The 21,702-nt window shown below is 64.9% G+C and carries 21 protein-coding genes; 12 read left to right on the top strand and 9 right to left on the bottom strand.

Translation table 11 applies throughout. The features are described from left to right. Nucleotides 1–20 precede the first annotated feature (20 nt). From gcvH to DENOEST_RS07115, 9 genes are all read left to right on the top strand, one after another. Nucleotides 21–404, top strand: coding sequence for a glycine cleavage system protein GcvH (gene gcvH / locus DENOEST_RS07155; protein ID WP_145769768.1), 384 nt, complete (start codon nucleotides 21–23; stop codon nucleotides 402–404). A gap of 216 nt (nucleotides 405–620) precedes the next feature. Next, nucleotides 621–3,491, top strand: coding sequence for an aminomethyl-transferring glycine dehydrogenase (gcvP, locus tag DENOEST_RS07150; RefSeq protein ID WP_145769767.1), 2,871 nt, complete (start codon nucleotides 621–623; stop codon nucleotides 3,489–3,491). A 110-nt stretch (nucleotides 3,492–3,601) separates the two neighbouring features. Next, nucleotides 3,602–4,030: a nuclear transport factor 2 family protein gene (locus tag DENOEST_RS07145; RefSeq protein ID WP_145769766.1), complete on the top strand. Its 429-nt coding sequence runs from the start codon at nucleotides 3,602–3,604 to the stop codon at nucleotides 4,028–4,030. Beyond that, nucleotides 3,994–4,659 (top strand): methylamine utilization protein, encoded by a 666-nt coding sequence (locus tag DENOEST_RS07140; protein ID WP_145769765.1) that lies wholly within the window; start codon nucleotides 3,994–3,996, stop codon nucleotides 4,657–4,659. The genes DENOEST_RS07145 and DENOEST_RS07140 overlap by 37 nt, the downstream gene beginning before the upstream one ends. A 3-nt stretch (nucleotides 4,660–4,662) precedes the next feature. Next, nucleotides 4,663–6,969, top strand: coding sequence for a putative bifunctional diguanylate cyclase/phosphodiesterase (locus tag DENOEST_RS07135; protein ID WP_145769764.1), 2,307 nt, complete (start codon nucleotides 4,663–4,665; stop codon nucleotides 6,967–6,969). 34 nt (nucleotides 6,970–7,003) lie between these two features. Further along, entirely contained in the window at nucleotides 7,004–8,296 is a 1,293-nt protein-coding gene (locus DENOEST_RS07130; RefSeq protein WP_145769763.1) for a Glu/Leu/Phe/Val family dehydrogenase, read from the top strand. A 129-nt stretch (nucleotides 8,297–8,425) separates the two neighbouring features. Continuing rightward, nucleotides 8,426–8,716, top strand: a complete 291-nt coding sequence (locus tag DENOEST_RS07125; RefSeq protein ID WP_145769762.1) for a type II toxin-antitoxin system Phd/YefM family antitoxin — start codon at nucleotides 8,426–8,428, stop codon at nucleotides 8,714–8,716. A 6-nt stretch (nucleotides 8,717–8,722) separates the two neighbouring features. Then, on the top strand, nucleotides 8,723–9,154 hold the full coding sequence (locus DENOEST_RS07120; protein WP_145769761.1) for a putative toxin-antitoxin system toxin component, PIN family: 432 nt from the start codon (nucleotides 8,723–8,725) through the stop codon (nucleotides 9,152–9,154). A 406-nt stretch (nucleotides 9,155–9,560) separates the two neighbouring features. Next, nucleotides 9,561–9,830, top strand: coding sequence for a hypothetical protein (locus tag DENOEST_RS07115; RefSeq protein ID WP_145769760.1), 270 nt, complete (start codon nucleotides 9,561–9,563; stop codon nucleotides 9,828–9,830). Nucleotides 9,831–9,898: 68 nt separating this feature from the next. On the opposite strand, the gene DENOEST_RS07110 is transcribed toward DENOEST_RS07115, so the two are convergent. From DENOEST_RS07110 to DENOEST_RS07070, 9 genes are all read right to left on the bottom strand, one after another. Beyond that, the gene (locus DENOEST_RS07110; protein WP_145769759.1) at nucleotides 9,899–10,567 is read right to left on the bottom strand and encodes a phospholipase D family nuclease; all 669 of its coding nucleotides are present in this window, start codon (nucleotides 10,565–10,567) and stop codon (nucleotides 9,899–9,901) included. Then, a complete protein-coding gene (locus tag DENOEST_RS07105; RefSeq protein WP_408640032.1) occupies nucleotides 10,564–11,829 on the bottom strand; it encodes an RsmB/NOP family class I SAM-dependent RNA methyltransferase in 1,266 nt (421 codons plus the stop codon). Before DENOEST_RS07105 ends, DENOEST_RS07110 begins: the two co-directional genes overlap by 4 nt. Before the next feature lie 5 nt (nucleotides 11,830–11,834). Continuing rightward, on the bottom strand, nucleotides 11,835–12,824 hold the full coding sequence (locus tag DENOEST_RS07100) for a DUF3108 domain-containing protein (protein ID WP_170228116.1): 990 nt from the start codon (nucleotides 12,822–12,824) through the stop codon (nucleotides 11,835–11,837). Further along, nucleotides 12,821–13,453, bottom strand: a complete 633-nt coding sequence (purN, locus tag DENOEST_RS07095; RefSeq protein WP_145769756.1) for a phosphoribosylglycinamide formyltransferase — start codon at nucleotides 13,451–13,453, stop codon at nucleotides 12,821–12,823. The genes DENOEST_RS07100 and purN overlap by 4 nt, the downstream gene beginning before the upstream one ends. Before the next feature lie 205 nt (nucleotides 13,454–13,658). After that, a complete protein-coding gene (locus DENOEST_RS07090; protein ID WP_232096459.1) occupies nucleotides 13,659–14,357 on the bottom strand; it encodes a hypothetical protein in 699 nt (232 codons plus the stop codon). 24 nt (nucleotides 14,358–14,381) lie between these two features. Next, on the bottom strand, nucleotides 14,382–15,032 hold the full coding sequence (locus tag DENOEST_RS07085; protein WP_145769755.1) for a DedA family protein: 651 nt from the start codon (nucleotides 15,030–15,032) through the stop codon (nucleotides 14,382–14,384). A gap of 53 nt (nucleotides 15,033–15,085) precedes the next feature. Next, nucleotides 15,086–15,529 (bottom strand): VOC family protein, encoded by a 444-nt coding sequence (locus tag DENOEST_RS07080; protein ID WP_145769754.1) that lies wholly within the window; start codon nucleotides 15,527–15,529, stop codon nucleotides 15,086–15,088. Between the two features lie 41 nt (nucleotides 15,530–15,570). After that, nucleotides 15,571–16,488: a hypothetical protein gene (locus tag DENOEST_RS07075; protein ID WP_145769753.1), complete on the bottom strand. Its 918-nt coding sequence runs from the start codon at nucleotides 16,486–16,488 to the stop codon at nucleotides 15,571–15,573. 11 nt (nucleotides 16,489–16,499) lie between these two features. Then, complete coding sequence (locus tag DENOEST_RS07070; RefSeq protein WP_145769752.1) at nucleotides 16,500–17,069, bottom strand: LemA family protein; 570 nt, start codon at nucleotides 17,067–17,069, stop codon at nucleotides 16,500–16,502. Nucleotides 17,070–17,264: 195 nt separating this feature from the next. Here DENOEST_RS07070 and DENOEST_RS07065 point away from each other — a divergent pair, with 195 nt between their 5' ends. From DENOEST_RS07065 to miaA, 3 genes are all read left to right on the top strand, one after another. Then, on the top strand, nucleotides 17,265–18,785 hold the full coding sequence (locus DENOEST_RS07065; RefSeq protein WP_145769751.1) for a CoA transferase: 1,521 nt from the start codon (nucleotides 17,265–17,267) through the stop codon (nucleotides 18,783–18,785). A gap of 102 nt (nucleotides 18,786–18,887) precedes the next feature. Further along, nucleotides 18,888–20,645 carry a DNA mismatch repair endonuclease MutL gene (gene mutL, locus DENOEST_RS07060; RefSeq protein WP_145769750.1) on the top strand — a complete coding sequence of 586 codons (1,758 nt, stop codon included), beginning with the start codon at nucleotides 18,888–18,890 and terminating at the stop codon, nucleotides 20,643–20,645. Nucleotides 20,646–20,779: 134 nt separating this feature from the next. Continuing rightward, nucleotides 20,780–21,697: a tRNA (adenosine(37)-N6)-dimethylallyltransferase MiaA gene (miaA, locus tag DENOEST_RS07055; RefSeq protein ID WP_232096458.1), complete on the top strand. Its 918-nt coding sequence runs from the start codon at nucleotides 20,780–20,782 to the stop codon at nucleotides 21,695–21,697. Nucleotides 21,698–21,702 lie beyond the last annotated feature (5 nt).

Below are 21,702 nucleotides of genomic sequence, written 5' to 3'. Positions count from 1 at the left end.
CCATTACGGAGCATGCAAGCATGAACATCCCCGCTGAACTGAAGTACGCCAAGTCCCACGAGTGGGCCAAGCTGGAAGCCGACGGCACCGTCACCGTGGGCATCACCGACCACGCCCAGGAAGCCCTGGGCGACATCGTCTTCCTGGAACTGCCGGAGGCCGGCCGCGTGGTCAAGGCCGGCGAGGAAGTGGCGGTGGTGGAATCGGTGAAGGCCGCCTCCGACATCTACGCCCCCATCTCCGGCGAGATCATCGCCGCCAACGGTGCCGCCGTGGATGCTCCAGAGAGCGTCAATGCCGACGCCTATGGCGCCTGGCTGTTCAAGATCAAGCCCAGCAACCCCGCCGAACTGGACGCCCTGCTGGACGCGGCCGGCTACACCGCCGTTGCCGAGAACGACTAAGGAAATGCTGATTAAGTCCGTCACACCGGCGAAGGAACGTCACCCCGGACCTGATCCGGGGCCGGTGTCCAGTGTGTTGATTTCCCTGGATTCCGGCGTTCGCCGGAATGACGCATTAGGACTTGTTCGGTGTTGCCCTAAGTAGATTCAACGCTCAAGACCCCGTCATTCTCGCCTTCGCGGGAATGACGGCAATTCGCGCATACAGGTAGCCACATGAATACCCCTCAGCCCCTCGCCGCCCTGGAGCAACAGGACGAATTCCTCGCCCGCCACATCGGTTCCGATGATACCGACCAGGCCGCGATGCTGGCCGCCATCGGCGCCGCCAGCCTGGACGAACTGATCGACCAGACCGTGCCCGCCGCCATCCGCCTGCCCGCGCCCCTGGCCCTGCCCGGCCCGCGCCGGGAGCACCAGGCCCTGGCCGATCTGAAGGCCATGGCGGCGCAGAACGTGGTGAACAAGTCCCTGATCGGCATGGGCTACTACGACACCCTGACGCCGGCGGTGATCCTGCGCAACGTGATGGAGAACCCGGGCTGGTACACCGCCTACACCCCCTACCAGGCCGAGATCGCCCAGGGCCGCCTGGAGGCTCTGCTCAACTACCAGCAGATGGTGATCGACCTCACCGGCCTGGAACTGGCCAACGCTTCCCTGCTGGACGAGGCCACGGCGGCGGCGGAGGCCATGACCATGGCGCGGCGCATTTCCAAGTCCAAGGCCAACGCCTTTTTCGTCGATGAGGACTGCTTTCCCCAGACCATCGCCGTGGTGCGGACCCGGGCCAAGTACTTCGGTTTCGAGCTGATCCTCGGCCCCGCGGGCAAAGCTGCCGACCAGGAGGTCTTCGGCGCCTTGCTCCAGTATCCCAATGTCAAGGGCGAGGTCACCGACCTCTCCGCCGTGATCGCCGCCCTCAAGACCCGGGGCGCGGTCAGCGCCGTGGCCACCGACCTGATGGCCCTGGTGCTGCTGAAATCCCCCGGCGCCATGGGCGCCGACATCGCCCTCGGCTCCAGCCAGCGCTTCGGCGTGCCCATGGGATTCGGCGGCCCCCACGCCGCCTTCTTCGCCACCCGGGATGAGCACAAGCGGCAGGTGGCGGGCCGCATCATCGGCGTTTCCATCGACGCCCGGGGCAAGAAGGCCCTGCGCATGGCCCTGCAAACCCGGGAGCAGCACATCCGCCGGGAGAAGGCCAACTCCAACATCTGCACCTCCCAGGTGCTGCTGGCCAACATGGCCGGCATGTATGCGGTCTATCACGGCCCGAGGGGCCTGGCGACCATCGCCGGCCGCATCCACCGCCTGGTCGCAATCCTGGCAGCCGGTCTGCAAGGAGCCGGGGTAAAGGTGCTGACCGAGCGCTATTTCGACACCCTGCTGGTGGAACATGCCGACGCGGCGCGCCTGTGCGACGCTGCGGAAAGCGCAGGCTACAACCTGCGCCGGGTCTCCGCCACGGTGCTGGGCATCGCCGTGGACGAGAAGACCCGCCGCCAGGACATCGCCGCCCTGCTGCAACTGATCACCGGCCGGCCGGCGGACATCGAGGCCCTGGACCGGGTTGCTTCCAGCCCGATCGCCGGCCTGCTGCGGCAGGACGCCATCCTCGGCCATCCCGTGTTCAACAGCCATCACACCGAACACGAGATGCTGCGCTACCTGAAGAAGCTGCAGAACAAGGACCTGGCCCTGGACCACGCGATGATCTCCCTGGGCTCATGCACCATGAAGCTCAATGCCACCAGCGAGATGATCCCCGTCACCTGGCCGGAGTTCGCCAACCTGCATCCCTTCGCTCCCATCGTCCAGGCCAAGGGCTACCGGGAAATGATCGGCCAGCTGGAGCAATGGCTGGCCACCATCACCGGATTCGACGCGGTCTGCATGCAGCCCAACTCCGGTGCCCAGGGCGAGTACGCCGGTCTGGTGGCGATCCGCCGCTATCAGGAGGCCAACGGCCAGGGCCAGCGCGACATCTGCCTGATCCCCCGCTCCGCCCACGGCACCAATCCGGCCACCGCCCAGATGTGCGGCCTCCAGGTGGTGGCGGTGGACTGCGATGACAGCGGCAACGTGGATGTGGCCGACCTCACGGCCAAGGCCGCCCAGCACGCCGAGCGCCTGTCCTGCCTGATGCTCACCTATCCCTCCACCCACGGCGTGTTCGAGGAGGCGGTGATGGACATCTGCGCCGCCATTCACGCCCACGGCGGCCAGGTGTACATGGACGGCGCCAATCTCAATGCCCAGGTGGGACTCACCAGCCCGGGCCGGATCGGTGCCGACGTTTCCCACATGAACCTGCACAAGAGTTTCGCCATCCCCCACGGCGGTGGCGGGCCGGGCATGGGCCCCATCGGCCTGAAGGCCCATCTGGCGCCCTACATGGCCAACCATCCGGTGCAGGCCATCGACGGCCCCCATACCGGCCAGGGGCCGGTCTCGGCTGCGCCCTGGGGATCGGCCTCTATCCTGCCCATCTCCTGGATGTACATCGCCATGCTGGGGGGCAGCGGCCTGAAGCGGGCCACCGAGATGGCCATCCTCAACGCCAACTACGTGGCGACGCGGCTCAAGGACCATTACCCGGTGCTCTACGTGGGCAGCCAGGGCCGGGTGGCTCACGAATGCATCCTGGACGTGCGGGCCATCAAGGCCGCCACCGGCATCGCCGAAATCGACATTGCCAAGCGCCTGATGGACTACGGCTTCCACGCCCCGACAGTGAGCTTCCCGGTGGCCGGCACCCTGATGGTGGAACCGACGGAGTCGGAATCCAGGGCCGAACTGGATCGTTTCATCGCTGCGATGGTTGCCATCCGGGAGGAAATCCGCCAGGTGGAACAAGGCCGCTGGCCAGCCGATGACAACCCATTGAAGCACGCCCCCCACACTCAGGCCGACATCACCGCCGCTGAATGGACCCGCCCCTACAGCCGCCAGGAAGCGGTATTCCCCCTGCCCTGGGTGGCGGAGAACAAATTCTGGCCCACGGTGAATCGCATCGATGACGTCTATGGCGACCGCAATCTGTTCTGCGCCTGCGTGCCGATGGAGGAAGCCACGCAGGAGTGAGACCGCCATCGGCGCAATCGCCCAAAATAGCTTGGAAATGTGGGCAGGCTTCCCCTATCCTTGGGTCTCCGACGGCACGGGCCGTACAGGGTTGGGAAAGGAGATTCGTGATGAAACGCGCTCTGGTGTTGTTGTGCTGCATGGCATCCACCCTGGCCCTGGCCGGCCCTGTGGACGAGAAGAAGGCCGAGGCGCACCTGAAGGCGGTGGCCGCCGGCGATGTGGCCACCCTGGTGGCCGACTACGCGGAGGACGCCCAGATGGACTGGGTGGGCGGCCCTCTCGACGGCCGCTACCAAGGCAAGGCTGCGATCGCCGAGGTCTGGAAGAAATTCGTCGCCGCCAACGACGGGCAACCTCGTCCGGCCCGAGTCGGCAAGCTCACCGCCTTGACCAACCCCAAAGGCGCCTCCCTGGAAGCCAAGGCGGAATACGGTGGCAAGACCCCGGTCAAGGCCTGGCATGTGCTGGTCTATCGGGACGGCATGCTGACTACCGAAATATGGCAGATCGCACCAGCCCTCAAGGTGGACGACTAAACTCCCTGTCGGCCCTGGTCGCGCTGCTCCTGACCTGGGCCGTTGCGGCAGACGCGGCGAGCCTGGAAGTCAGAGTGCGGACGCCGGCGGGCGCACCAGTCGCCGATGTCGCCGTCCTGATTGAGCCAGCCGCCGGAGCGCCTCCCCAGGCACGCCAGCGCGCGACCATCGAGCAGCGGGACCGGGACTTCATCCCCTACCTGACCATTGTGCAGAAGGGCACATCCATAGATTTCCCCAACCACGACCCCTTCAAGCATCACGTCTATTCCTTTTCGCCGGCAAAGACTTTCGAGATCAAGCTCTACGCCGGCAAACCCGTCAGCCCGATGGTTTTCGACAAGACGGGAGAAGTGGTGCTCGGCTGCAACATCCATGACTGGATGGTGGCCTACGTGCTGGTGGTGGAAACCCCCTGGTACGCGAAGACGGGGACCGACGGTCGTGGACGGATAGGGCCAGTGCCGACGGGAGCCTATCGCCTGCGCCTGTGGCACCCACGCCAGCGGGCAGCCCAGGCAGACATCGACATCAATCTCGGCACAACAACACGCCATTTCGACCTCAAGCTCGACGTGGCCCCCCGCGTCATTGTGCCGAAGCCCCCCCTGGACAACGGCGGTTATTGAGCAATGAGCCTGTTCCGCACCCTCGAACGACGCATCGCGGTGGTCTTCGTCGGCCTGCTGGTATTCGTCATGCTGCTGATCCTGCTCATCGTGGCCCGCAGCGGAGAGGTCATCATCTCCTCGGAATCGCAACGCCAGCTTTCCGCCGGCGCCAGCAACTTCGGCAAGCTGATCGAGCGCGACCAGCGCCAGCTCGAACTGGCGGCCACCGTGCTGGCAAGCGACTTCGGCTTCCGCGAGGCCATCGCCACCCAGGATCAAGCCACCGTACTCTCGGTGCTGCGCAACCACGGCTTTCGCATCGGCGCCCGGGTCATGATGGTGCTCAACCTGAAAGGAGAGGTCATCGTCGACACCCAGCGACCCGGCCAACCGCCTCGCCCCTTCCCCTTCGCTGCCGTACTACACGACGCGCACCAGGATGGACGCGGCAGCGGCGTGGTGCAGATGGATGACAAGAGGCTCTACCAGATCGTGGTGGTGCCGATCCTGGCACCGGTGCGCATTGCCTGGGTGGTGATGGGTTTTCCCCTGGAGGATGCCTGGGCATCCGAATTCTCCCGAGTCAGCGGCCTGGATGTCAGCGTGGTATCGACCAGTGGCGGCATCCGCGCCAGCTCCCTGGCGCCAAGCTTGCGCGACGCCCTGGAAAAGACGCCATGGACCACCCTGGGCACCGAACCGCAACAAATGACCCTGGCAGGTGGCCATTACCACGCCGTCGCCCTGCCCCTGGGTCCTCAGGCACGGGTGCTGTTGCTGCACTCTCTGGAGTACAGCGAAGCCGTGTTCCGCCAGCTTGAGCATGTCCTGGAAATCATTGCCGGACTCGGCGTGGCGCTGTTCGTGGTCGGCAGTTTCGGGCTGGCACGGCGCATTGCCGGTCCCCTCAACACCCTGGCCCGGGCCGCGCGGCTGATCGAAGGGGGCGACTACAGCCGGACCGTGGTAATCGAGGCCCCGGACGAGATCGGCCAGCTCGCCGCCGGCTTCGAGAGCATGCGTCTGGGCATCGCGGCCAGGGAACAGAAGATCATGCAGCTTGCCTACGAGGACACCCTCACCGGCCTGCCCAATCGCACCCGGCTGGCAGAACGCCTGGACCAACTCGATCCAGGCGCGGCAGCCATGGTCGCCGTGCTGGATCTGGACCGCTTCGCCCCCATCAACGATGCCCTCGGCCACCCCGTCGGCGACCGCCTGTTGCAGCAGGTTGGCGCACGGCTGACCGGCCTGCTGCCGCCAGGAGGCATGCTGGCGCGGCTGTGGGGCGACGAGTTCGCCTTTGTGGCCGATAACACCGACATGGCGGCGGCGCGCAATTTCGCCAAGCGCCTGCTGGCTGCCCTGCGCGAACCCATCGAACTGGACGGCCAGCGGCTCGATGTCAGCGGCAGCCTGGGTATCGCCTTCCGGCCAGACGACGGCCACAACATGGATGCCCTGTTGCGCCGCGCCGAACTGGCCATGTACGAGGCCAAGCGGCGCCAGTGCGGGTATATGCTGGCCGAGGAAGTCGGTGAAGGTCCGCCGCCGGAACATCTCTCGCTGATCGGTGAAATGCGCCAGGCCCTGGAACATCGGGAGTTCATCCTGCACTACCAGCCCAAGCTCGCCCTCGCCTCCGACTGCATCGTCGGTGCCGAAGCCCTGCTGCGCTGGCAACACCCGGAGCGGGGTTTGGTGCCCCCCGGACGCTTCATTCCCTTCGCCGAGCAGACCGGCTTCATCCGCGAGATCACCCCCTGGTTGCTGAAGGAAGTCGCCGCCCAGGCCGCTGTCTGGCGCGAGAGCGGCCTGTCGGTAGTGCTCTCGGCCAACCTCTCGGCCCGGGACCTGCTCAATCCCGATCTGGTGACATTGATGCAGCGCCTGCTGGCGATCCACGAACTGCCGCCATCGATACTCTGTCTGGAAATCACCGAAAGCGCCCTGATGGAGGATCCGACTCTGGCCCTATCCCATCTCGCCGAACTGGCCGCCATCGGACTCAAGCTCTCCATCGACGATTACGGCGCCGGCCAGGCCTCCCTCTCCTACGTCAAGTCCCTGCCGGTCCATGAACTCAAGATCGACCAGAGCTTCGTCGGTTCCCTGGCCACCTCCCCCAAGGACGCCGCCATCGTCCGCTCCACCATCGCCCTGGGCCACGCCCTCGGTCTCACCGTGGTCGCCGAGGGCATAGAGAGCGAGGCCGACCTCCGCTGGCTGGAGGCCGCCGGCTGCGATATTGGCCAGGGCTATTTCATCTCCCGTCCCCTGACGGCGGATGCCTTCGCCGACTGGCTATCCACCCGCCAGGGCGGCTAAACTGGGCCTACCAACGCCCAAGGAGAAAACCCGGATGGACACCGCCGCCGCCAGTCATGAGTTGCCCACCTACCTGGCACCCACCGATATCGGCGCCTGGAGCATATTCCTCCAGCAGGTGGATCGGGTCGCGCCCCATCTGGGGGAACTCGGCTACTGGGTGGAAACCCTGAAACGCCCCAAGCGCATCCTGATCGTCGATGTCCCGGTGCGCCTGGACTGCGGACGGGTGCGACACTTCGAGGGCTACCGGGTGCAGCACAGCACCTCCCGGGGACCGGGCAAGGGCGGAGTGCGCTTCCACCAGGGCGTGACCCTGTCCGAGGTGATGGCCCTGGCGGGATGGATGACCATCAAGAACGCCGCCATCGGCGTGCCCTTCGGCGGCGCCAAGGGCGGGGTGCGGGTCGATCCGCGCCAACTGTCCCAGAACGAACTGGAACGCCTCACCCGCCGTTACACCAGCGAGATCAACATCCTGATCGGCCCGGACAAGGATATTCCCGCGCCGGACGTGAACACCAACGAGCAGATCATGGCCTGGATGATGGACACCTATTCCATCAACCGCGGCCGCACCGTCACCGGCGTCGTCACCGGCAAGCCGGTGTCCCTGGGCGGCAGCCTGGGCCGACGCGACGCCACCGGGCGCGGCGTCTTCGTCATCGCCGCGGCAGCCGCCCGCAAGCTGGGACTGGCGGTGCCCGGCGCCCGGGTCGTCATCCAGGGCTTCGGTAACGTGGGCAACGCCGTGGCCCGCTGCTTTCACCAGGCAGGCGCGAAGATCGTGGCGCTACAGGATGTTTCCGGCACCATCGCCAATCCCCAGGGCATCGACATCCCGGCCCTCTGTGACTGGGTGGCCCAAGGCCGTCCCCTGAGTGAATTCAAGGAAGCGGAGACCATCAGCGACGAGGACTTCTGGCACACCGAATCCGAGTTCCTCGTCCCCGCCGCCCTGGAGCGCCAGATCACGGCCCAGACCGCCCAGCAGATCCGCACCCGCATCCTGATCGAGGGCGCCAACGGCCCCACCCTGCCCGAGGCCGACGATGTCCTGGAAGCCAAGGACATCCTGGTGGTGCCCGACGTGCTGGCCAACGCCGGAGGCGTGACCGTCAGCTATTTCGAATGGGTCCAGGACTTCTCCAGCTTCTTCTGGACCGAGGAGGAAATCAACCAGCGCCTGGATCGCATCATGCACGAGGCCTTCGACACGATCTGGGGCGAATCGGAAAAACACCGGGTCACCCTGCGCACCGCCGCCTACATCGTCGCCTGCAAGCGCATCCTCGAAGCCCGCGAGGTTCGGGGACTGTATCCCTGAGGCTGGACAAACTCGTGGTGCCATGAACGACCCAACGGCACCTGCCATTTGGGGAAGCAGGCATTGATCGTCAATAGCCAGTAAGTCATAATGATCAACATGGTCATATCGACCAATGAGAGGAATGAGATGATCACTGAAACCAATGCGGTCAGCTTCAGGCAGAACCTGGGCGAGATGCTCAACCAGGTGCAGTATCGCCACGACAGCGTGGTGATCAACAAGGATGGCAAGCCGGTGGCCGCCCTGATTGACGCCCGACTGTTCGAGCGCATTCGCCGCCTGCAGGGCCGCTTCGACGCCCTATGCCAACGCATCGAGGCCGGCTTTGCCGACGTACCCGAGACGAAAGGGCTGGCGGAAATCGATGCCGCCATTGCGCTGGAACGGAGGCAGGCGCACCCGGCCGGGAAACGCTGAGCCGCCATGGCGACTTTGCGCGTAGTGCTCGATACGAACGTGATGCTCTCGGGCATTGCTTATCCCGCCAGCGTGCCCGGCAAGATACTGGCGGCCTGGCGCCACGGCTCCGTGGATGTGCTGCTCTCTACCTACATCCTGGAAGAGTTGCGGCGTGTGCTGCCCCGCCTGGCGCACCGCCATGGTTTGACCCGGGCGGAGATCGATGACCTGGTGGATGCCCTTTCCATACAAGCCGAAATCATTGACCCCCTTCCCGGCACGGACCCGAACCTGCGCGACATCAATGATCAGCCGGTGCTGGGCACCTTGCTTGCGGCACTGAAAACATCGGGGGCCGATTACCTGATTACCGGCGACAAGGACTTGCTGGCCCTGGCGGAACATCACCCTATCGTGACTCCCGCAATATTCTGGACAACTCACGCGGGGCTTTGAGGGTCGGGGGCGATGTTCGGTTCAGCAAGGGCGGACGACCCAGGGCGATCGCATGAATGTTTTCGTCATCCCAATCTGTCGGGAAATTCCGATATCGTCATTCCGGCACAGGCCGGAATCCAGGTTTTAGTGCACAAACTGGGTCCCGGCCTGCGCCGGGACGACGGTTTGGGGGGTGAGAATGGATTCGTGGAGTACTGATTTTTATACATTCATCATTCATGCAATTGCCCTGGTGGACGACCACGGGCAGGAAAGATCGGGGCGCATCTGCTACTGAGGCTTGAGCGGCGGGGCTTGGCAACAGACAAGACACACTATCGGCCAGATGCTGCCGGTCGGTATGCGATATGATTCGATGGAGTCCGTTCTTATTACTGATGTTCATTGGCCATAGAACCTTTCCATGCTTCCTTGGTTATTACTAATTCTTACCCTTGCTTGCGCCTACCTAACTTATGACGCACTGTCCCTTGTGGCGCCCGCATTGCCGTATTCGGAAGTTGCCAAAGAGATGGGGCAAGATTTGTCGTATCTGACTCTCAGCGAACAGGAAAAACTCAATCGCTACCCAAATCGTATTCGATTAGGGGATATCAATCAGACTGCTTGGGCCTTTGGAATCGCCACAGTTGGCTTTGCCATAGTCACCATTCGAGCATTTCTCGAATGGTGACTATGGCCGCTTGGGGTCGTCGGTGCCCCTCCCCCTGCCCCCAAGCAGACCTTACCCATCAAGTTTCCCTACCTCCCCCGCCGCTCCCCGCATTCCCCCAGGGACTGGAGCAGCCGGGCGTCTTCACGGGGCAGGTGGGCGCAGGGTGAGGTGGTAGGGGCCGCCGCCGGGGCACCGTAGGGACGCGGAATGCCGCCGGGGATATAGGGTTCGGCCTGGTCCCGGTGGCGGCGCCAGTTGTTCAGGTACTGGCGCGCCAAGGCCGGGTTGTCCCGCAGCAGCAACAGGTTCTCGGCATTGCGGGCCTGGGCCGACCAGGTGTAGTTGTAGCTGCCGGTGATCACTACCGGATGCTCGCCTTCCGGATCGATCAGCATGACCTTGTTATGGGCCGCGCTGTAGGCGGTTTCCAGCCGCAGCGGGATACCCGCCGCCGCCAGCTGGGGCAGTTGGGAACTGTCGCCCTTGCCGGCCATTTCAGCGTCGGCCAGCACTTCCACCCGCAGGCCCCGCAGGTGGGCCTCCACCAGTGCACGGGCCAGGTTGCGGCTGGTGAGCAGATAGGCCTGCACATAGACGGCCTGGCGGGCATCGCCCAGGCTGCGCAGGATCGCCCCTTCGGCGTCGTCCCAAGGGGTAAACAGTGCCTCCACGCTGCCGCTGGCCGGTATCGGCCCGGCGGCCCAGGCGCTGCCCATGAGCAGCCAGAGCCCGACCAGGGCGACGCGCAGTTTCATGCCTGGCGCTCCAGCACCGCCGCATAGAAGCCGTCGGTGCCATGTTGATGGGGCAGCAACCGCAGGGATTCGCCCATCTCCAGAGCAATACCCTGGCTGGCCAGGATTTCACCACAGGACTTGCGCACGAAATCCGGATGAGACGCGAGGAAGTCCGTGACGATGGCCTCGTTTTCAGCATCCAACAGACTACAGGTGGCGTACACCAGACGGCCGCCCACCTTCACCAGACGGGAGGCCGCCGCCAGGATGGCGGCCTGCTTGGCGGTCAGCTCGGCCAAGGACTCGGGCGTCTGGCGCCACTTCAAATCCGGATTGCGGCGCAGGGTGCCCAGGCCCGAGCAGGGCGCATCCACCAGCACCCGGTCGATCTTGCCGGCCAGGCGCTTGATGCGCTGATCCTGCTCGCTGGCGATGGCCGCCGTGTGGACATTGGAAAGGCCGGAGCGGGCCAGCCGGGGCTTCAGCTTGGCCAGGCGCCGATCGGATACATCGAAGGCATAGAGCCGGCCGGTGGAGCGCATCAGCGCCCCCAGCAGCAGGGTCTTGCCTCCGGCGCCGGCGCAGAAATCCACCACCATCTCGCCCCGCTTGGGCGCCACCAGATGGCCCAGTAACTGGCTGCCTTCGTCCTGGACCTCGATGCTGCCGTCCAGGAACAGGGGGTGTTTGGCCAGGGCCGGTCGTTGCGCCAGACGCAAGCCCAGGGGGGCGTAGGGGCAGGCACGGGCCTCGATGCCCTCGGCCTGGAAGCGCTCCAGCACCGCCTCCCGGGTGGTCTTCATCGGATTCACCCGCAGATCCAGGGGGGCCGGCTGGTTCAAGCTGCGGGCCAGTTGCAGCACTTCCTCCGGGCTGCGTCCCTCGGCCAGCAGTTGTTCCGTCAGCCAGTCGGGAAAGTCGGCGGCTTCCGCCAGACTCAGTTCCGGCTCAGGCAGGGCCTTGAGTTCGGCCACCCAATCCAGTTCCTTGGCCGTCAGGGCCTCGGCCAACTGACGCTGATTGAGGTGGGCCAGACGCACCAGGGCCACCAGCAGCAGACGCCGGGGCGTTGCCCGGTCAGCGCCGCAGAACTTTTCCAGATAGCGCTTGCGGCGCAACACGCCGTAAGCGGTGTCGGCCACGAAGCCCCGCTCCCGGTGGCCCAGTTCCCGGTGGTCACGGAAGACCCGGGAGAGCACCGCATCAGCTGGTTGTTCGAAGGGCAACATGCCACACAGGGCGGACCCCACGTGGTCCAGCAGGCGGGAAGTAATTTTTATCGTCGTCATTTTTCGTAGTCCATTTCCTCGGCGAGCTGATCGAACAGTTCGCCCTTGCGATCCACATGGCGGATTTTCACGGGTAACCCCGCCGCCTCCTTGCCCAGCCAGACCTCGGTGGTGTCGCCGCCGCCGCTGGCGGAGCGCACCCTCACATGCCAGGCGGTGAAACGACCCGCCTTCAGGGTGAGGGTTTCCTCCCCCAGCCATTCGAAGGCGTAACGCTCCAGCTTGCGCCCCGTGGCCACCGCCATGACAAAGCCTTCGCCCCGCTGGGCCGCCTGCATCAGTTGATAAAACATGGACAGCATGTCCTCGGCCCCATCGCTGAAAGCCACCACCTGGCCATTGCCCAGGGTCGCTTGCATCGCCAACCAGTCGAAGTCGGCGGAGCCCACATCGCCGCCACCCCGGTCCATCTCGAAACGCCGGGGGCGCAATTCTCCCTGGAAAATGCTTCCCGTGCTGGCCTGAATCACCTTGGCCGGCCGAAACAGGGCCGCCAGGCCCGTGGTTTCCGTGGTGGCGCGGATCGTGTAGTCCTTGCCGTCATGGTGCCACTCATGGACCGACTGCCCCACCACGAAGCCACCCTCCCCCTTGAGCAGGGCAAACCGCAGCCGGCCCCGGCGCGGCAGGGGGGGCACGATGTCCGGCACCGCAGCCGCCACGGACTGGATCACTTCGGCCAGGGATGCCAGGGGCAGCAGTTCGTCCACCGGCACCGGCTGGGCGACCGGTGGCAGTGTTGGCTGGGGAGCCGCCAGCCCCCGGCTCACGCCAGGGGCACGGGAGAGCGGCGGGAGCGGGTGAGATGGCGGGGATGGCCTGGGTGGCGGCGGGGGTCGCAAGCGGGCGTCGATGGCCGGCGCCGGGGAATGCAGCAGATCATCCAGCAGGGCCACATGCCAGCCGGGACCGACGATCACCGACAGGTGCAGGAGCAGGGATGCCGCCAGGGCCAGCAAAAAACCCCGGCGCGCCACCGGCTTCATTCCCGGGGTGAAAGCAGCGCGGTCTCCTCCGGCCGCGCCCCCGCCAGCAATACCCGGTTGCCCTGGATGGACAGCCGCCCCTCCAGGAACCAGCGGGCAGCCTGGACATAGACCCGATGCTCCTGGGCCAGCACCCGGCTTCCCAGGGTTTCCTCGCTGTCCTCGTCCAGCACCGGCACCGCCGCCTGGATCACGATGGGCCCGGCATCCAGGGCCGGGGTGACGAAATGCACCGTGCAACCATGGACCCGTACCCCGGCCGAGATGGCCTTGGCATGGGTGGTGAGGCCGGGGAAGGAAGGCAGCAGGGAGGGATGGATGTTCAGGAGGCGCCCCTCGAAGCGACGCACGAAGCCCTCGGTCAGTACCCGCATGAAGCCCGCCAGCAGCACCAGGTCCGCTTCGCGACTTTCGATCTCGGCCGCCAGGGCCGCGTCGAATTCCTCCCGGGAGGCAAACTGGCGATGATCCACCACGGCGGTGGCCACGCCCCGGCTGCGGGCATAGTCCAGGCCGGCGGCGTCGGGACGATTGCTGATGACGGCGGCGCACTGGCCCGGCAGATCCGCCTCAAGCAGGGAACGCATGTTGCTGCCTCGCCCGGAAATCAGAATGACGTACTTTTTCATATCAACGTAAAAGAGAATCAACGGAGCCGAGTGTAACGGTCGAGCACAGCAATCCGACAAGCAGCCCCGCCCCGGGAAGGGGGAGTAGTCGGGGTTGCGCAGCACTGCTTCGCGCAACCGAAGCCGGCCCTGGAACAGGGGTGGGGGGCGTTCAATTTGCCTTTGCGCATTTCATCCTCGGAATAGTGCAAAAAATCATGCGCGTTCACTTGACGGCGACGATAGGCAGGAAGACGGCTGTCGCCACGTTCTGGATGACTTTAACCACGTTGCGGTTGGCCTTGTCGGCGATCAGGACGGAAAGCAGATCCAGGTTGCCTATCATTTTGCCAAACTCCCTTTCAAAACTCAGATTGGCCGGTGGTCCGGCCTCGTTGGACAGCAGAAACAGCGCCCCATCGCTGCCGCGCCCCTGGGCCAGCTTCCAGACCGCGATTTCCAGGTTGCGGGCGGCGTTGTACAGCTTCTGCGGGTCCAGGTCATCACTGACGTCGAACTCGTCCTTGCTGTCGAAGGCCTCATGGACCATGCCCCCCAGGCCGGCGATGAAGGCGAAGACCCGGTCGTCCCGATAATCCTCCCCCAGCGCGACGAGGATCGCATCGCTGCCGAAACGCCCCTGCAACTCCGGAAAGCGCCAATTGTGACGACTGCCGAACAGGCGCTGCACCCCCTCCTCCGCCTGCCGCCAGCCCCCTTTGCGCCACTCCTGGGGATTGCGCCGGTAGAGCTTTTCGGCCAGGAGCCGCAGGCTGGCGTAACAGGCCTGCCGATGCCCCTCCGCCACCCGGTCGATATCGGTCTTCAACAGGCCGGATGGCCTTAAGGGCGCCTGCTCCCGCCCGGCCGGAGAGGCACAGGCAGCCAGCATGAGCGACAGACAGACCAGCGCGCGGAAAGCCATGGCCCATCATAACCCAGCCCTGACTCAAGCCCGCGGGATGCTCTCCCGCCGGTGCCGCCACCAGCCCACGGCGGCCGGTATCAGGCTGATCACCACGATGGCAACCACTACCCAGGAAAGATTGTTGCGAATCAGGGGCAGGTTGCCGAACCAGTAGCCGGCCAGGGTCAGGGACACCACCCAGAGAGTTCCTCCGGCCAGGTTGAAGGCGGTGAAGCGCTTCCAGTCCATGGCCCCGATACCGGCCACGAAGGGCGCGAAGGTACGGAACAGGGGCAGGAAGCGGGACAGCACGAGGGTCTTGCCGCCATGGCGCTCATAAAAGGCGTGGGTCTTGTCCAGCGCCGAACGGTTGAAGAACCGGGAATCGGGCCACTGGAATACCCTGGGCCCCAGGTAACGGCCGATGGCGTAATTCAGGCTGTTGCCCAGCACCGCCGCCAAGGACAACGCCAGGACCAGCAGGGCGATGTCCATCCCCCCCACCGCCGCCACCGCACCCGCCACGAAGAGCAGGGAATCACCGGGGAGGAAGGGCGTCACCACAAAGCCAGTCTCGGAAAAGATGATGGCGAAAAGGATGACGTAGATCCAGGTACCGTACTGCTGCACCAGGAGTTCCAGATGCTTGTCCAGGTGCAGGACGATATCGACAAACTGAAGAAGGATATCCATGGGGAGGTCGACCTAAAGGGCGGCGCAGTTTACCCGATGCGAAAAAACCACGATCAGGGAGCGCTGTCCTGGCCTGCCGGCATCTGCACGACTTCCATCAGATTGCCTGCATTGTCGGTGGCGATCGCCATTCTCGATCCTCCAGTGCGCACGGTTTGCGGCGCCCGCAGCACCTTGCCGCCCATCCGCTGAACCTGGGCCATGACTTCATCCAGATCCATCACAGCGAGGCACAGAATGTGATCACTGGGCGATGGAGGTGCCTTGCCCACGTACTTGAGCAGGATCAAAGCGAACTTGTCCGCCAGGGCAGCCCCCGGAGAAAGGATGATCTCGTCGAGGGGATAGCGGATGCCCACATCCACCTTGATGCGCTCCGTCTCGACCATGCCGAAGACTGCCTTATAAAAGGCGGCACTTGCCTCCAGATCGTCGACCACCAGTTTGATGCCAACCAGACCGTCCGGGCCACTGGCCTTTTCATGAACTGCTGCCATTGCTGCTTCGCCTTTCCATGGGGCTTGTGACTGCTCGGATTCTACTGTGCCCAGGACCCGCCCCAGCCCAGCAGCCAGCCCATACCTCCCAGGGACGAAAAAAAGATCAGCAGATGGCCCCAGGCCCAGAAACCGTAGCGGTGGGCGAGTTGGTCCGGCGGCAGGTTGCTGATCAGGAACAGTCGGTCGTCATGGGGCTGCACCATGTAATGGGTATCGGGCATGGCCCGGACCTCAGCCACGCGCTTTTTGGCCTCCCGCTTCGCAGCCTGGCGCGCCAGGGACCATTCCTTCATGTCCAGTACCCCATTGCCGTCCAGATCGAAGCGCTCATGGAGCTTCCTTGAGTCCAGCTTCCATTCGGCCAGCACCGCCTTCAGTTCCTCATTTGTATTTATCTCTGAACTGCCGCCCCCCAGGGTGCGAAACTGGCCGATGGCGTAGATGGTATCGATATCCAGGAGCTTCCACTCGGTGTAGCGATAGTCCCCTTGCTGCCAGACATCCCTGTGCTGGGTGAGGATTTCCGCACCATAGGGATCGACGACGCAGGCTGCGCTACCATCATCGAGCAGGAAGGAGTCCTGACTCTCCCCCTTGTCCTCGGTACGCCACTTATTGTCGCTATCACGGCGCTCCACCTGATAGCGATACCACAGGCAAGGCAGTGCGGAAAGTTTGCTGAGCAGCGGCGCACCATCCAGGGGGCGCCCCCGGCCGATCAGTTCCACATAGCCCTGGGCGGCAGACGCCACCCGGGAAGTGGGAGTATCCCTGACGGCCCGCAGCCGCCGCAGAGCGGACATCCAGGCAAACAGACTGATCAGGGCCATCAAGCCCAGGCAGACCAGCCAACCCTCCCGACTCTCACTCTCTGCGGCGACGAACAGCAGAAGAAGCTGGGCACCGGAAGTAACGAGGGCGGCGTAATGCCGGCGCAAGGCCTGCCGCACGGCCATGGAAACCGGACTCAACCGAAGAGGGCCTTGATATCCACGTCAGCCTTTTCCTCCGCGGCGAATTCCAGCAAGGGCCGGGACGGGAAGTTGAACTGGCGGGCGATAATGGCATCCGGAAACTGCTCGATGCGCACGTTGTTGATATTCACCGCCTCGTTGTAGAGCTCTCGCCGATCGGCAATGGCGTTCTCCAGGCCTGTGATGCGGCTCTGAAGCTGCATGAACTGATCGTTGGCCTTGAGTTCGGGGTAGGCCTCGGCCACTGCAAACAGGCTACCCAGCCCCAGGCGCAAGGCACCCTCGGCCTGGCCCAGGGCGGGAATATCCTGCTGTTCCCGGGCGGTCTGTACCCGGGAGCGCGCCTCGATCACCTTTTGCAGGGTGGCTGATTCGAATTCCTTGTACTGCTTGCAGACTTCCACCAGCTTCGGCAACTCGTCGTGGCGCTGCCTGAGCAACACGTCGATATTTGCCCAGGCCTTGGCAACTTCGTGCTTCACCTGTACCAGACTGTTGTAGAGGCCAATGCCGTAGATCAGAACAACGACCAGGGCGCCAAGCAGGATCAGGCCGAAACTCATTGAGGTTTTCTCCATGCTGGATATGCAGAACGGGCTATACCCGACGCATCTTATGATGAAACCGGGCCGCTGCGGAACCCGACCCGTTTTTTGCCGACTCCGTTTCGAAGGGACTGCGTTAATGGTTCATAGCATTCGAAGGAAACCCTGATTTACACTCATGTAATTCTCCCAACCAACAAAGGAACCTCGGCCATGACGTCCCGCCGGAACTTTCTCGGTAGTGCGCTGGCTGCCGGCAGCTTGGCCTTGATGCCTGCGGCGCGGGCCTGGGCGGCCACCTCGCCGGCATCGATCGAGGACCACTTCGCGGCCCTGATGACCGACCTGGGCCTGACCTCCACCGACACTGGCGGCACGATTCGCTTCCTCGGCCGGGAGCCGCTCTTCCCCAGTGCCACGCCACTGGCCAGCGCATTCGCTCTTCCCGCCATGGCCTGTGCCGCCTCTGCCGCCATTGCCTGGCGGCGGCGCAGCGGCCAGGAGCAGGATCTGGAGATCGACATCGCCCGCGCAGCCCACGGCATCTTTCCGGAGATGACGGCCAATCCCACCCTCAACGGCCAGCCCTATCCAGGGTTCCATACCGAAAACCCCATTGAGCAGGCCCACGCTTACGACACCAGGGATGGCCGCTTTCTTTACGCCTCCGCCGTCTATCCCCATCAAGCCAAGTCCTGGATAAAGTTCCTCGGCTGTGCGGCCACGCCGGAGGCAGTACGCAACGCAATCCGCAAATGGGACGCCCAAGCCCTGGAGGACGAGGCCAACGCACAAGGCCTCACCACCTGCATCGCTCGCAGTCCGGAGGAATGGCTTGCCCACCCGCAAGGCGCCCTGCTGGCCCGAACGCCGGTGGTGGACATCCGCAAGATTGGCGAAAGCGCCCCCGAAGCCTGGCACCCCGGCTCACGCCCCCTTTCGGGCATCCGTGTGCTTGCGGGCACCCATGCCATCGCAGGCCCCACTGTGGGGCGCAGCCTGGCCGAGTATGGCGCTGAAGTCATGCAATTCAACAAGCCCGACGACTTCGAGCATGAATGGGTCTATCTGGATGCCAATGTGGGCTCACGCTCGACGTTCCTCGATCTCAACCATGCCGAGCAACGCCGCACGGCCCTGACCCTGGCCACCGGCGCAGATGTCTTCGTGGACAACTATCGTGGCCGGGCACTGGCCCGCTTCGGCTTTTCACCGGAGGAACTGGCTGCACGCCGCCCAGGCATCGTCGTCGTCACCATCCGCTGCTACGGCTGGGAAGGCCCCTGGGCGATGCGCGGCGGCTTCGACATGCTGGGATCAGCGGCCTCGGGCCTGACGCTACTGGAAGCAGTGGACGGCCGCCCCGCCCTGCCCTCGACGCTACTGATCAACGACCATGTGGCGGGCTACCTGGGCGCCGTCGGTGCAATGGCAGCACTGCTCCGGCGTGCCCAGGAGGGTGGCAGCTACCACGTATCGATCAGCCTGACCCGAACCGCGATGTGGTACCCATCCCTCGGCATGATGGATCGGGCAGCGCTCACCAAAGCCTTCGGTAACGCACGCCACCGCCTGCCACCACCGGAGATGATCACCCGTGCCACACCCTTAGGCGAAATCCGCCGCCTGGCACCCGCAGTAAAACTCTCCGCCACCCCCGCCGGCTGGGATGATCCGATAGTAGTACCCAAGGGAAGCAGCCCAGCCCGCTGGCGGGATACCTCCCGGGCATGAAACCCGCGCATACTTCCCTTTAAGGGCGCCTACGCTGCACCTTTCTCAGGCTAAACGATTGCCCGGTGAGCTGGCGACCCGGCCGCTATAATCCGCGCTCCCATGGCCCGCATCCATCCCCTGCCCGACCTCCTGATCAGCCAGATCGCTGCCGGCGAGGTAGTGGAACGCCCGGCCTCGGTACTCAAGGAGTTGCTGGAAAACAGCCTGGATGCAGGTGCCACCCGGATCGACGTGCAACTGGAAGAGGGTGGAGTACGCCTGATCCGCATTACCGACGATGGCGGCGGCATCGCGCCCGAGGATCTTTGCCTGGCCCTGGCCCGCCACGCCACCAGCAAGATCGGCAGTCTGGAGGATCTGGAGCGGGTGTCCAGCTACGGTTTTCGCGGCGAGGCCCTGGCCTCCATTGCCTCGGTGGCCCGGGTCAGCATCGGCTCCCGCACCACCGACACTCAGCACGGCAGCCGCATCCGGGGCGATACCCTGGCGGTGGAACCTGCCGCCATGGCGGCAGGCACCACGGTGGAGGTGGCGGACCTGTATTTCAACACCCCGGCCCGGCGCAAGTTCCTGCGCGCGGAGGCCACGGAATACGCCCATTGCGACGAGGCCCTGCGGCGCATGGCCCTGGCCAATCCGGCCGTCGCTTTCAGCCTGGCCCACAATGGCAGCCAGCGCCGTCGTCTGGCAGCCGGCGATCTGCGGCGGCGTGCCCAGGAAATACTGGGCAGCGAGTTCCTGGAACATGCACGATCGGTGGAAGTCGGCGCCGGCCCCCTCGGCCTGACAGGCTTTGCCGCCCTGCCCGCCTATTCCCGCTCCGGCCGGGACGAGCAGTATTTCTACGTAAATGGCCGTTTCGTGCGGGACAAGCTGCTGGCCCACGCCGCCCGGGAAGCCTACGCCGACGTGCTGCACGGTGCCCGCCATCCGGCCTATGTGCTGTTCCTGAGCCTGGACCCGGCGGGGGTGGATGTGAATGTGCATCCGGCCAAGACCGAGGTCCGCTTCCGGGATGCCCGGGCCGTGCACCAGTTTGTATTCCACGCCCTGCAACGGACTCTGGCCGCGCCCCTGGCGACCCTGCCCGGCACCCACGCCACTACGCCACCCGCAGGAAACCCGACCATGGGCGTCATGGAGGGATTTTCCCGCCCCATGCCTTACCAGGCTCCGCTGGGCGTAAGGGAAAACAGCAGCGAGGACTATCTAGCCTTTGCCCGCAGCGCATTCAGCGCCCCTCAGCCCCCTGGTTCACTGCCCCCCAATTCGGATGCCCCCCTGGGCTATGCCATTGCCCAGCTCCATGGTGTCTACGTGCTGGCCCAGAACACCACGGGCCTGGTGCTGGTGGACATGCATGCCGCCCACGAACGCATACTCTACGAAGGCCTGAAGAATCAGCTCGACGCCGGCCTACCCTCCACCCAGCCCCTGCTGGTACCCCTGTTGATGAACGCCAGCGACAAGGAACTGGCCTGCGCCGAGGAGCATGGGGACACCCTGGCCCGGTTGGGTTTCGAGCTGGCACCAGCCGGGCCTCAGGAACTGACGGTGCGCACCGTGCCGGCCCTGCTGGCGGGAGGCGACCTGCCGGCCCTGGTACGCTCCCTGCTCGCCGATCTGGCCGAATTCCCCGCCAGCCGGGTGATCGAGGCCCGCCGCAACGAACTGCTGGCCACCATGGCCTGCCACGGCGCGGTGCGCGCCCGGCGCGCACTGAGCATTCCCGAGATGAACGCCCTGCTGCGGGACATGGAGGCCACCGAACGGGCCGACCAGTGCAACCACGGCCGCCCCACCTGGGTGCAACTGTCCATGAACGAGCTGGACAAGTTGTTCATGCGCGGACAATGACGCCACCGCTATCCGTCCCCCGCCCGACGGACGTGCCGACTTCGTCACCTCCCTCGCCCGGCGAGGGAGGCCGGGAGGGAGTGCCTCTCCCCCCCCATGAGCAATATCGCCGGCTCCCGCCGGCGATATTGCTCATGGGTCCCACGGCCAGTGGCAAGACCGCCCTGGCCATGGAGCTGGCTGACCGTTTCCCGGTGGAACTGGTAAGCGTCGACTCGGCCCAGGTCTTCATGGACATGAACATCGGAACCGCCAAACCCGATGCGGCGACCCTGGCCCGCTATCCCCACCACCTCATTGACCTGATCACCCCCGAGGAGCGCTACTCCGCAGCCCGTTTTCGGGATGACGCGCTGCGGGTGATGGGGGAGATCACGGCCCGGGGCCGGGTGCCCCTGCTGGTGGGCGGGACCATGCTCTACTTCAAAGCCCTGCGGGAGGGACTGGCGGACCTGCCCGAGGCGAACCCGGACTTGCGGGCCGCCATCGACGCCGAGGCGGCGGAACAGGGCTGGCCGGCCCTGCACCGGGAACTGGCCCGGCTGGACCCGGAGACAGCGGCCCGACTCAAGCCCACGGATGCCCAGCGCATTCAGCGGGCGGTGGAAGTGCTGCGTCTCACCGGCCGGCCCCTGGGAGAATTCTTTGCCCGCCAGAGGGAACAAGGCCTGCCCTATCGCAGCCTGACCCTGGCCCTGGCGCCATCGAATCGGGCAGAACTGCACCGGCGCATCGCCCTGCGTTTCGACCAGATGCTGACGGAGGGGCTGGTAGAGGAAGTACAGGAGTTACGCCGGAAATATCATCTGGATGCAGGTCTGCCTTCCATGCGCTGCGTGGGTTACCGGCAGGTCTGGGACATGCTTGAGGGCCGCATACCAGCCCCGGAATTGCGGGATCGGGGTATATTCTCAACCCGGCAGTTCGCCAAACGGCAACTGACCTGGCTAAACAATATGAAAGAGGTGACCGTTCTGGACTCCCTGAACGCGACCACCCCCGAGACAGCCCGTTTAACGGTAGAAAAATTCCTGGCCCCAGTGCCGATTTGATCGTC

Origin of the sequence: Denitratisoma oestradiolicum, from assembly GCF_902813185.1 — a bacterium.
GTDB lineage: Bacteria > Pseudomonadota > Gammaproteobacteria > Burkholderiales > Rhodocyclaceae > Denitratisoma > Denitratisoma oestradiolicum.
Note: the sequence above shows the minus strand (reverse complement) of the source record. Positions and strands in the feature narration are given on the sequence as shown.

Coding starts and splice junctions, on each gene's coding strand:
- gcvH (WP_145769768.1), top strand. CDS start 21: ATGAACATCCCCGCTGAACTGAAGTACGCCAAGTCCCACGAGTGGGCC.
- gcvP (WP_145769767.1), top strand. CDS start 621: ATGAATACCCCTCAGCCCCTCGCCGCCCTGGAGCAACAGGACGAATTC.
- DENOEST_RS07145 (WP_145769766.1), top strand. CDS start 3,602: ATGAAACGCGCTCTGGTGTTGTTGTGCTGCATGGCATCCACCCTGGCC.
- DENOEST_RS07140 (WP_145769765.1), top strand. CDS start 3,994: ATGGCAGATCGCACCAGCCCTCAAGGTGGACGACTAAACTCCCTGTCG.
- DENOEST_RS07135 (WP_145769764.1), top strand. CDS start 4,663: ATGAGCCTGTTCCGCACCCTCGAACGACGCATCGCGGTGGTCTTCGTC.
- DENOEST_RS07130 (WP_145769763.1), top strand. CDS start 7,004: ATGGACACCGCCGCCGCCAGTCATGAGTTGCCCACCTACCTGGCACCC.
- DENOEST_RS07125 (WP_145769762.1), top strand. CDS start 8,426: ATGATCACTGAAACCAATGCGGTCAGCTTCAGGCAGAACCTGGGCGAG.
- DENOEST_RS07120 (WP_145769761.1), top strand. CDS start 8,723: ATGGCGACTTTGCGCGTAGTGCTCGATACGAACGTGATGCTCTCGGGC.
- DENOEST_RS07115 (WP_145769760.1), top strand. CDS start 9,561: ATGCTTCCTTGGTTATTACTAATTCTTACCCTTGCTTGCGCCTACCTA.
- DENOEST_RS07110 (WP_145769759.1), bottom strand. CDS start 10,567: ATGAAACTGCGCGTCGCCCTGGTCGGGCTCTGGCTGCTCATGGGCAGC.
- DENOEST_RS07100 (WP_170228116.1), bottom strand. CDS start 12,824: ATGAAGCCGGTGGCGCGCCGGGGTTTTTTGCTGGCCCTGGCGGCATCC.
- purN (WP_145769756.1), bottom strand. CDS start 13,453: ATGAAAAAGTACGTCATTCTGATTTCCGGGCGAGGCAGCAACATGCGT.
- DENOEST_RS07090 (WP_232096459.1), bottom strand. CDS start 14,357: ATGGCTTTCCGCGCGCTGGTCTGTCTGTCGCTCATGCTGGCTGCCTGT.
- DENOEST_RS07085 (WP_145769755.1), bottom strand. CDS start 15,032: ATGGATATCCTTCTTCAGTTTGTCGATATCGTCCTGCACCTGGACAAG.
- DENOEST_RS07080 (WP_145769754.1), bottom strand. CDS start 15,529: ATGGCAGCAGTTCATGAAAAGGCCAGTGGCCCGGACGGTCTGGTTGGC.
- DENOEST_RS07075 (WP_145769753.1), bottom strand. CDS start 16,488: ATGGCCGTGCGGCAGGCCTTGCGCCGGCATTACGCCGCCCTCGTTACT.
- DENOEST_RS07070 (WP_145769752.1), bottom strand. CDS start 17,069: ATGAGTTTCGGCCTGATCCTGCTTGGCGCCCTGGTCGTTGTTCTGATC.
- DENOEST_RS07065 (WP_145769751.1), top strand. CDS start 17,265: ATGACGTCCCGCCGGAACTTTCTCGGTAGTGCGCTGGCTGCCGGCAGC.
- mutL (WP_145769750.1), top strand. CDS start 18,888: ATGGCCCGCATCCATCCCCTGCCCGACCTCCTGATCAGCCAGATCGCT.
- miaA (WP_232096458.1), top strand. CDS start 20,780: ATGGGTCCCACGGCCAGTGGCAAGACCGCCCTGGCCATGGAGCTGGCT.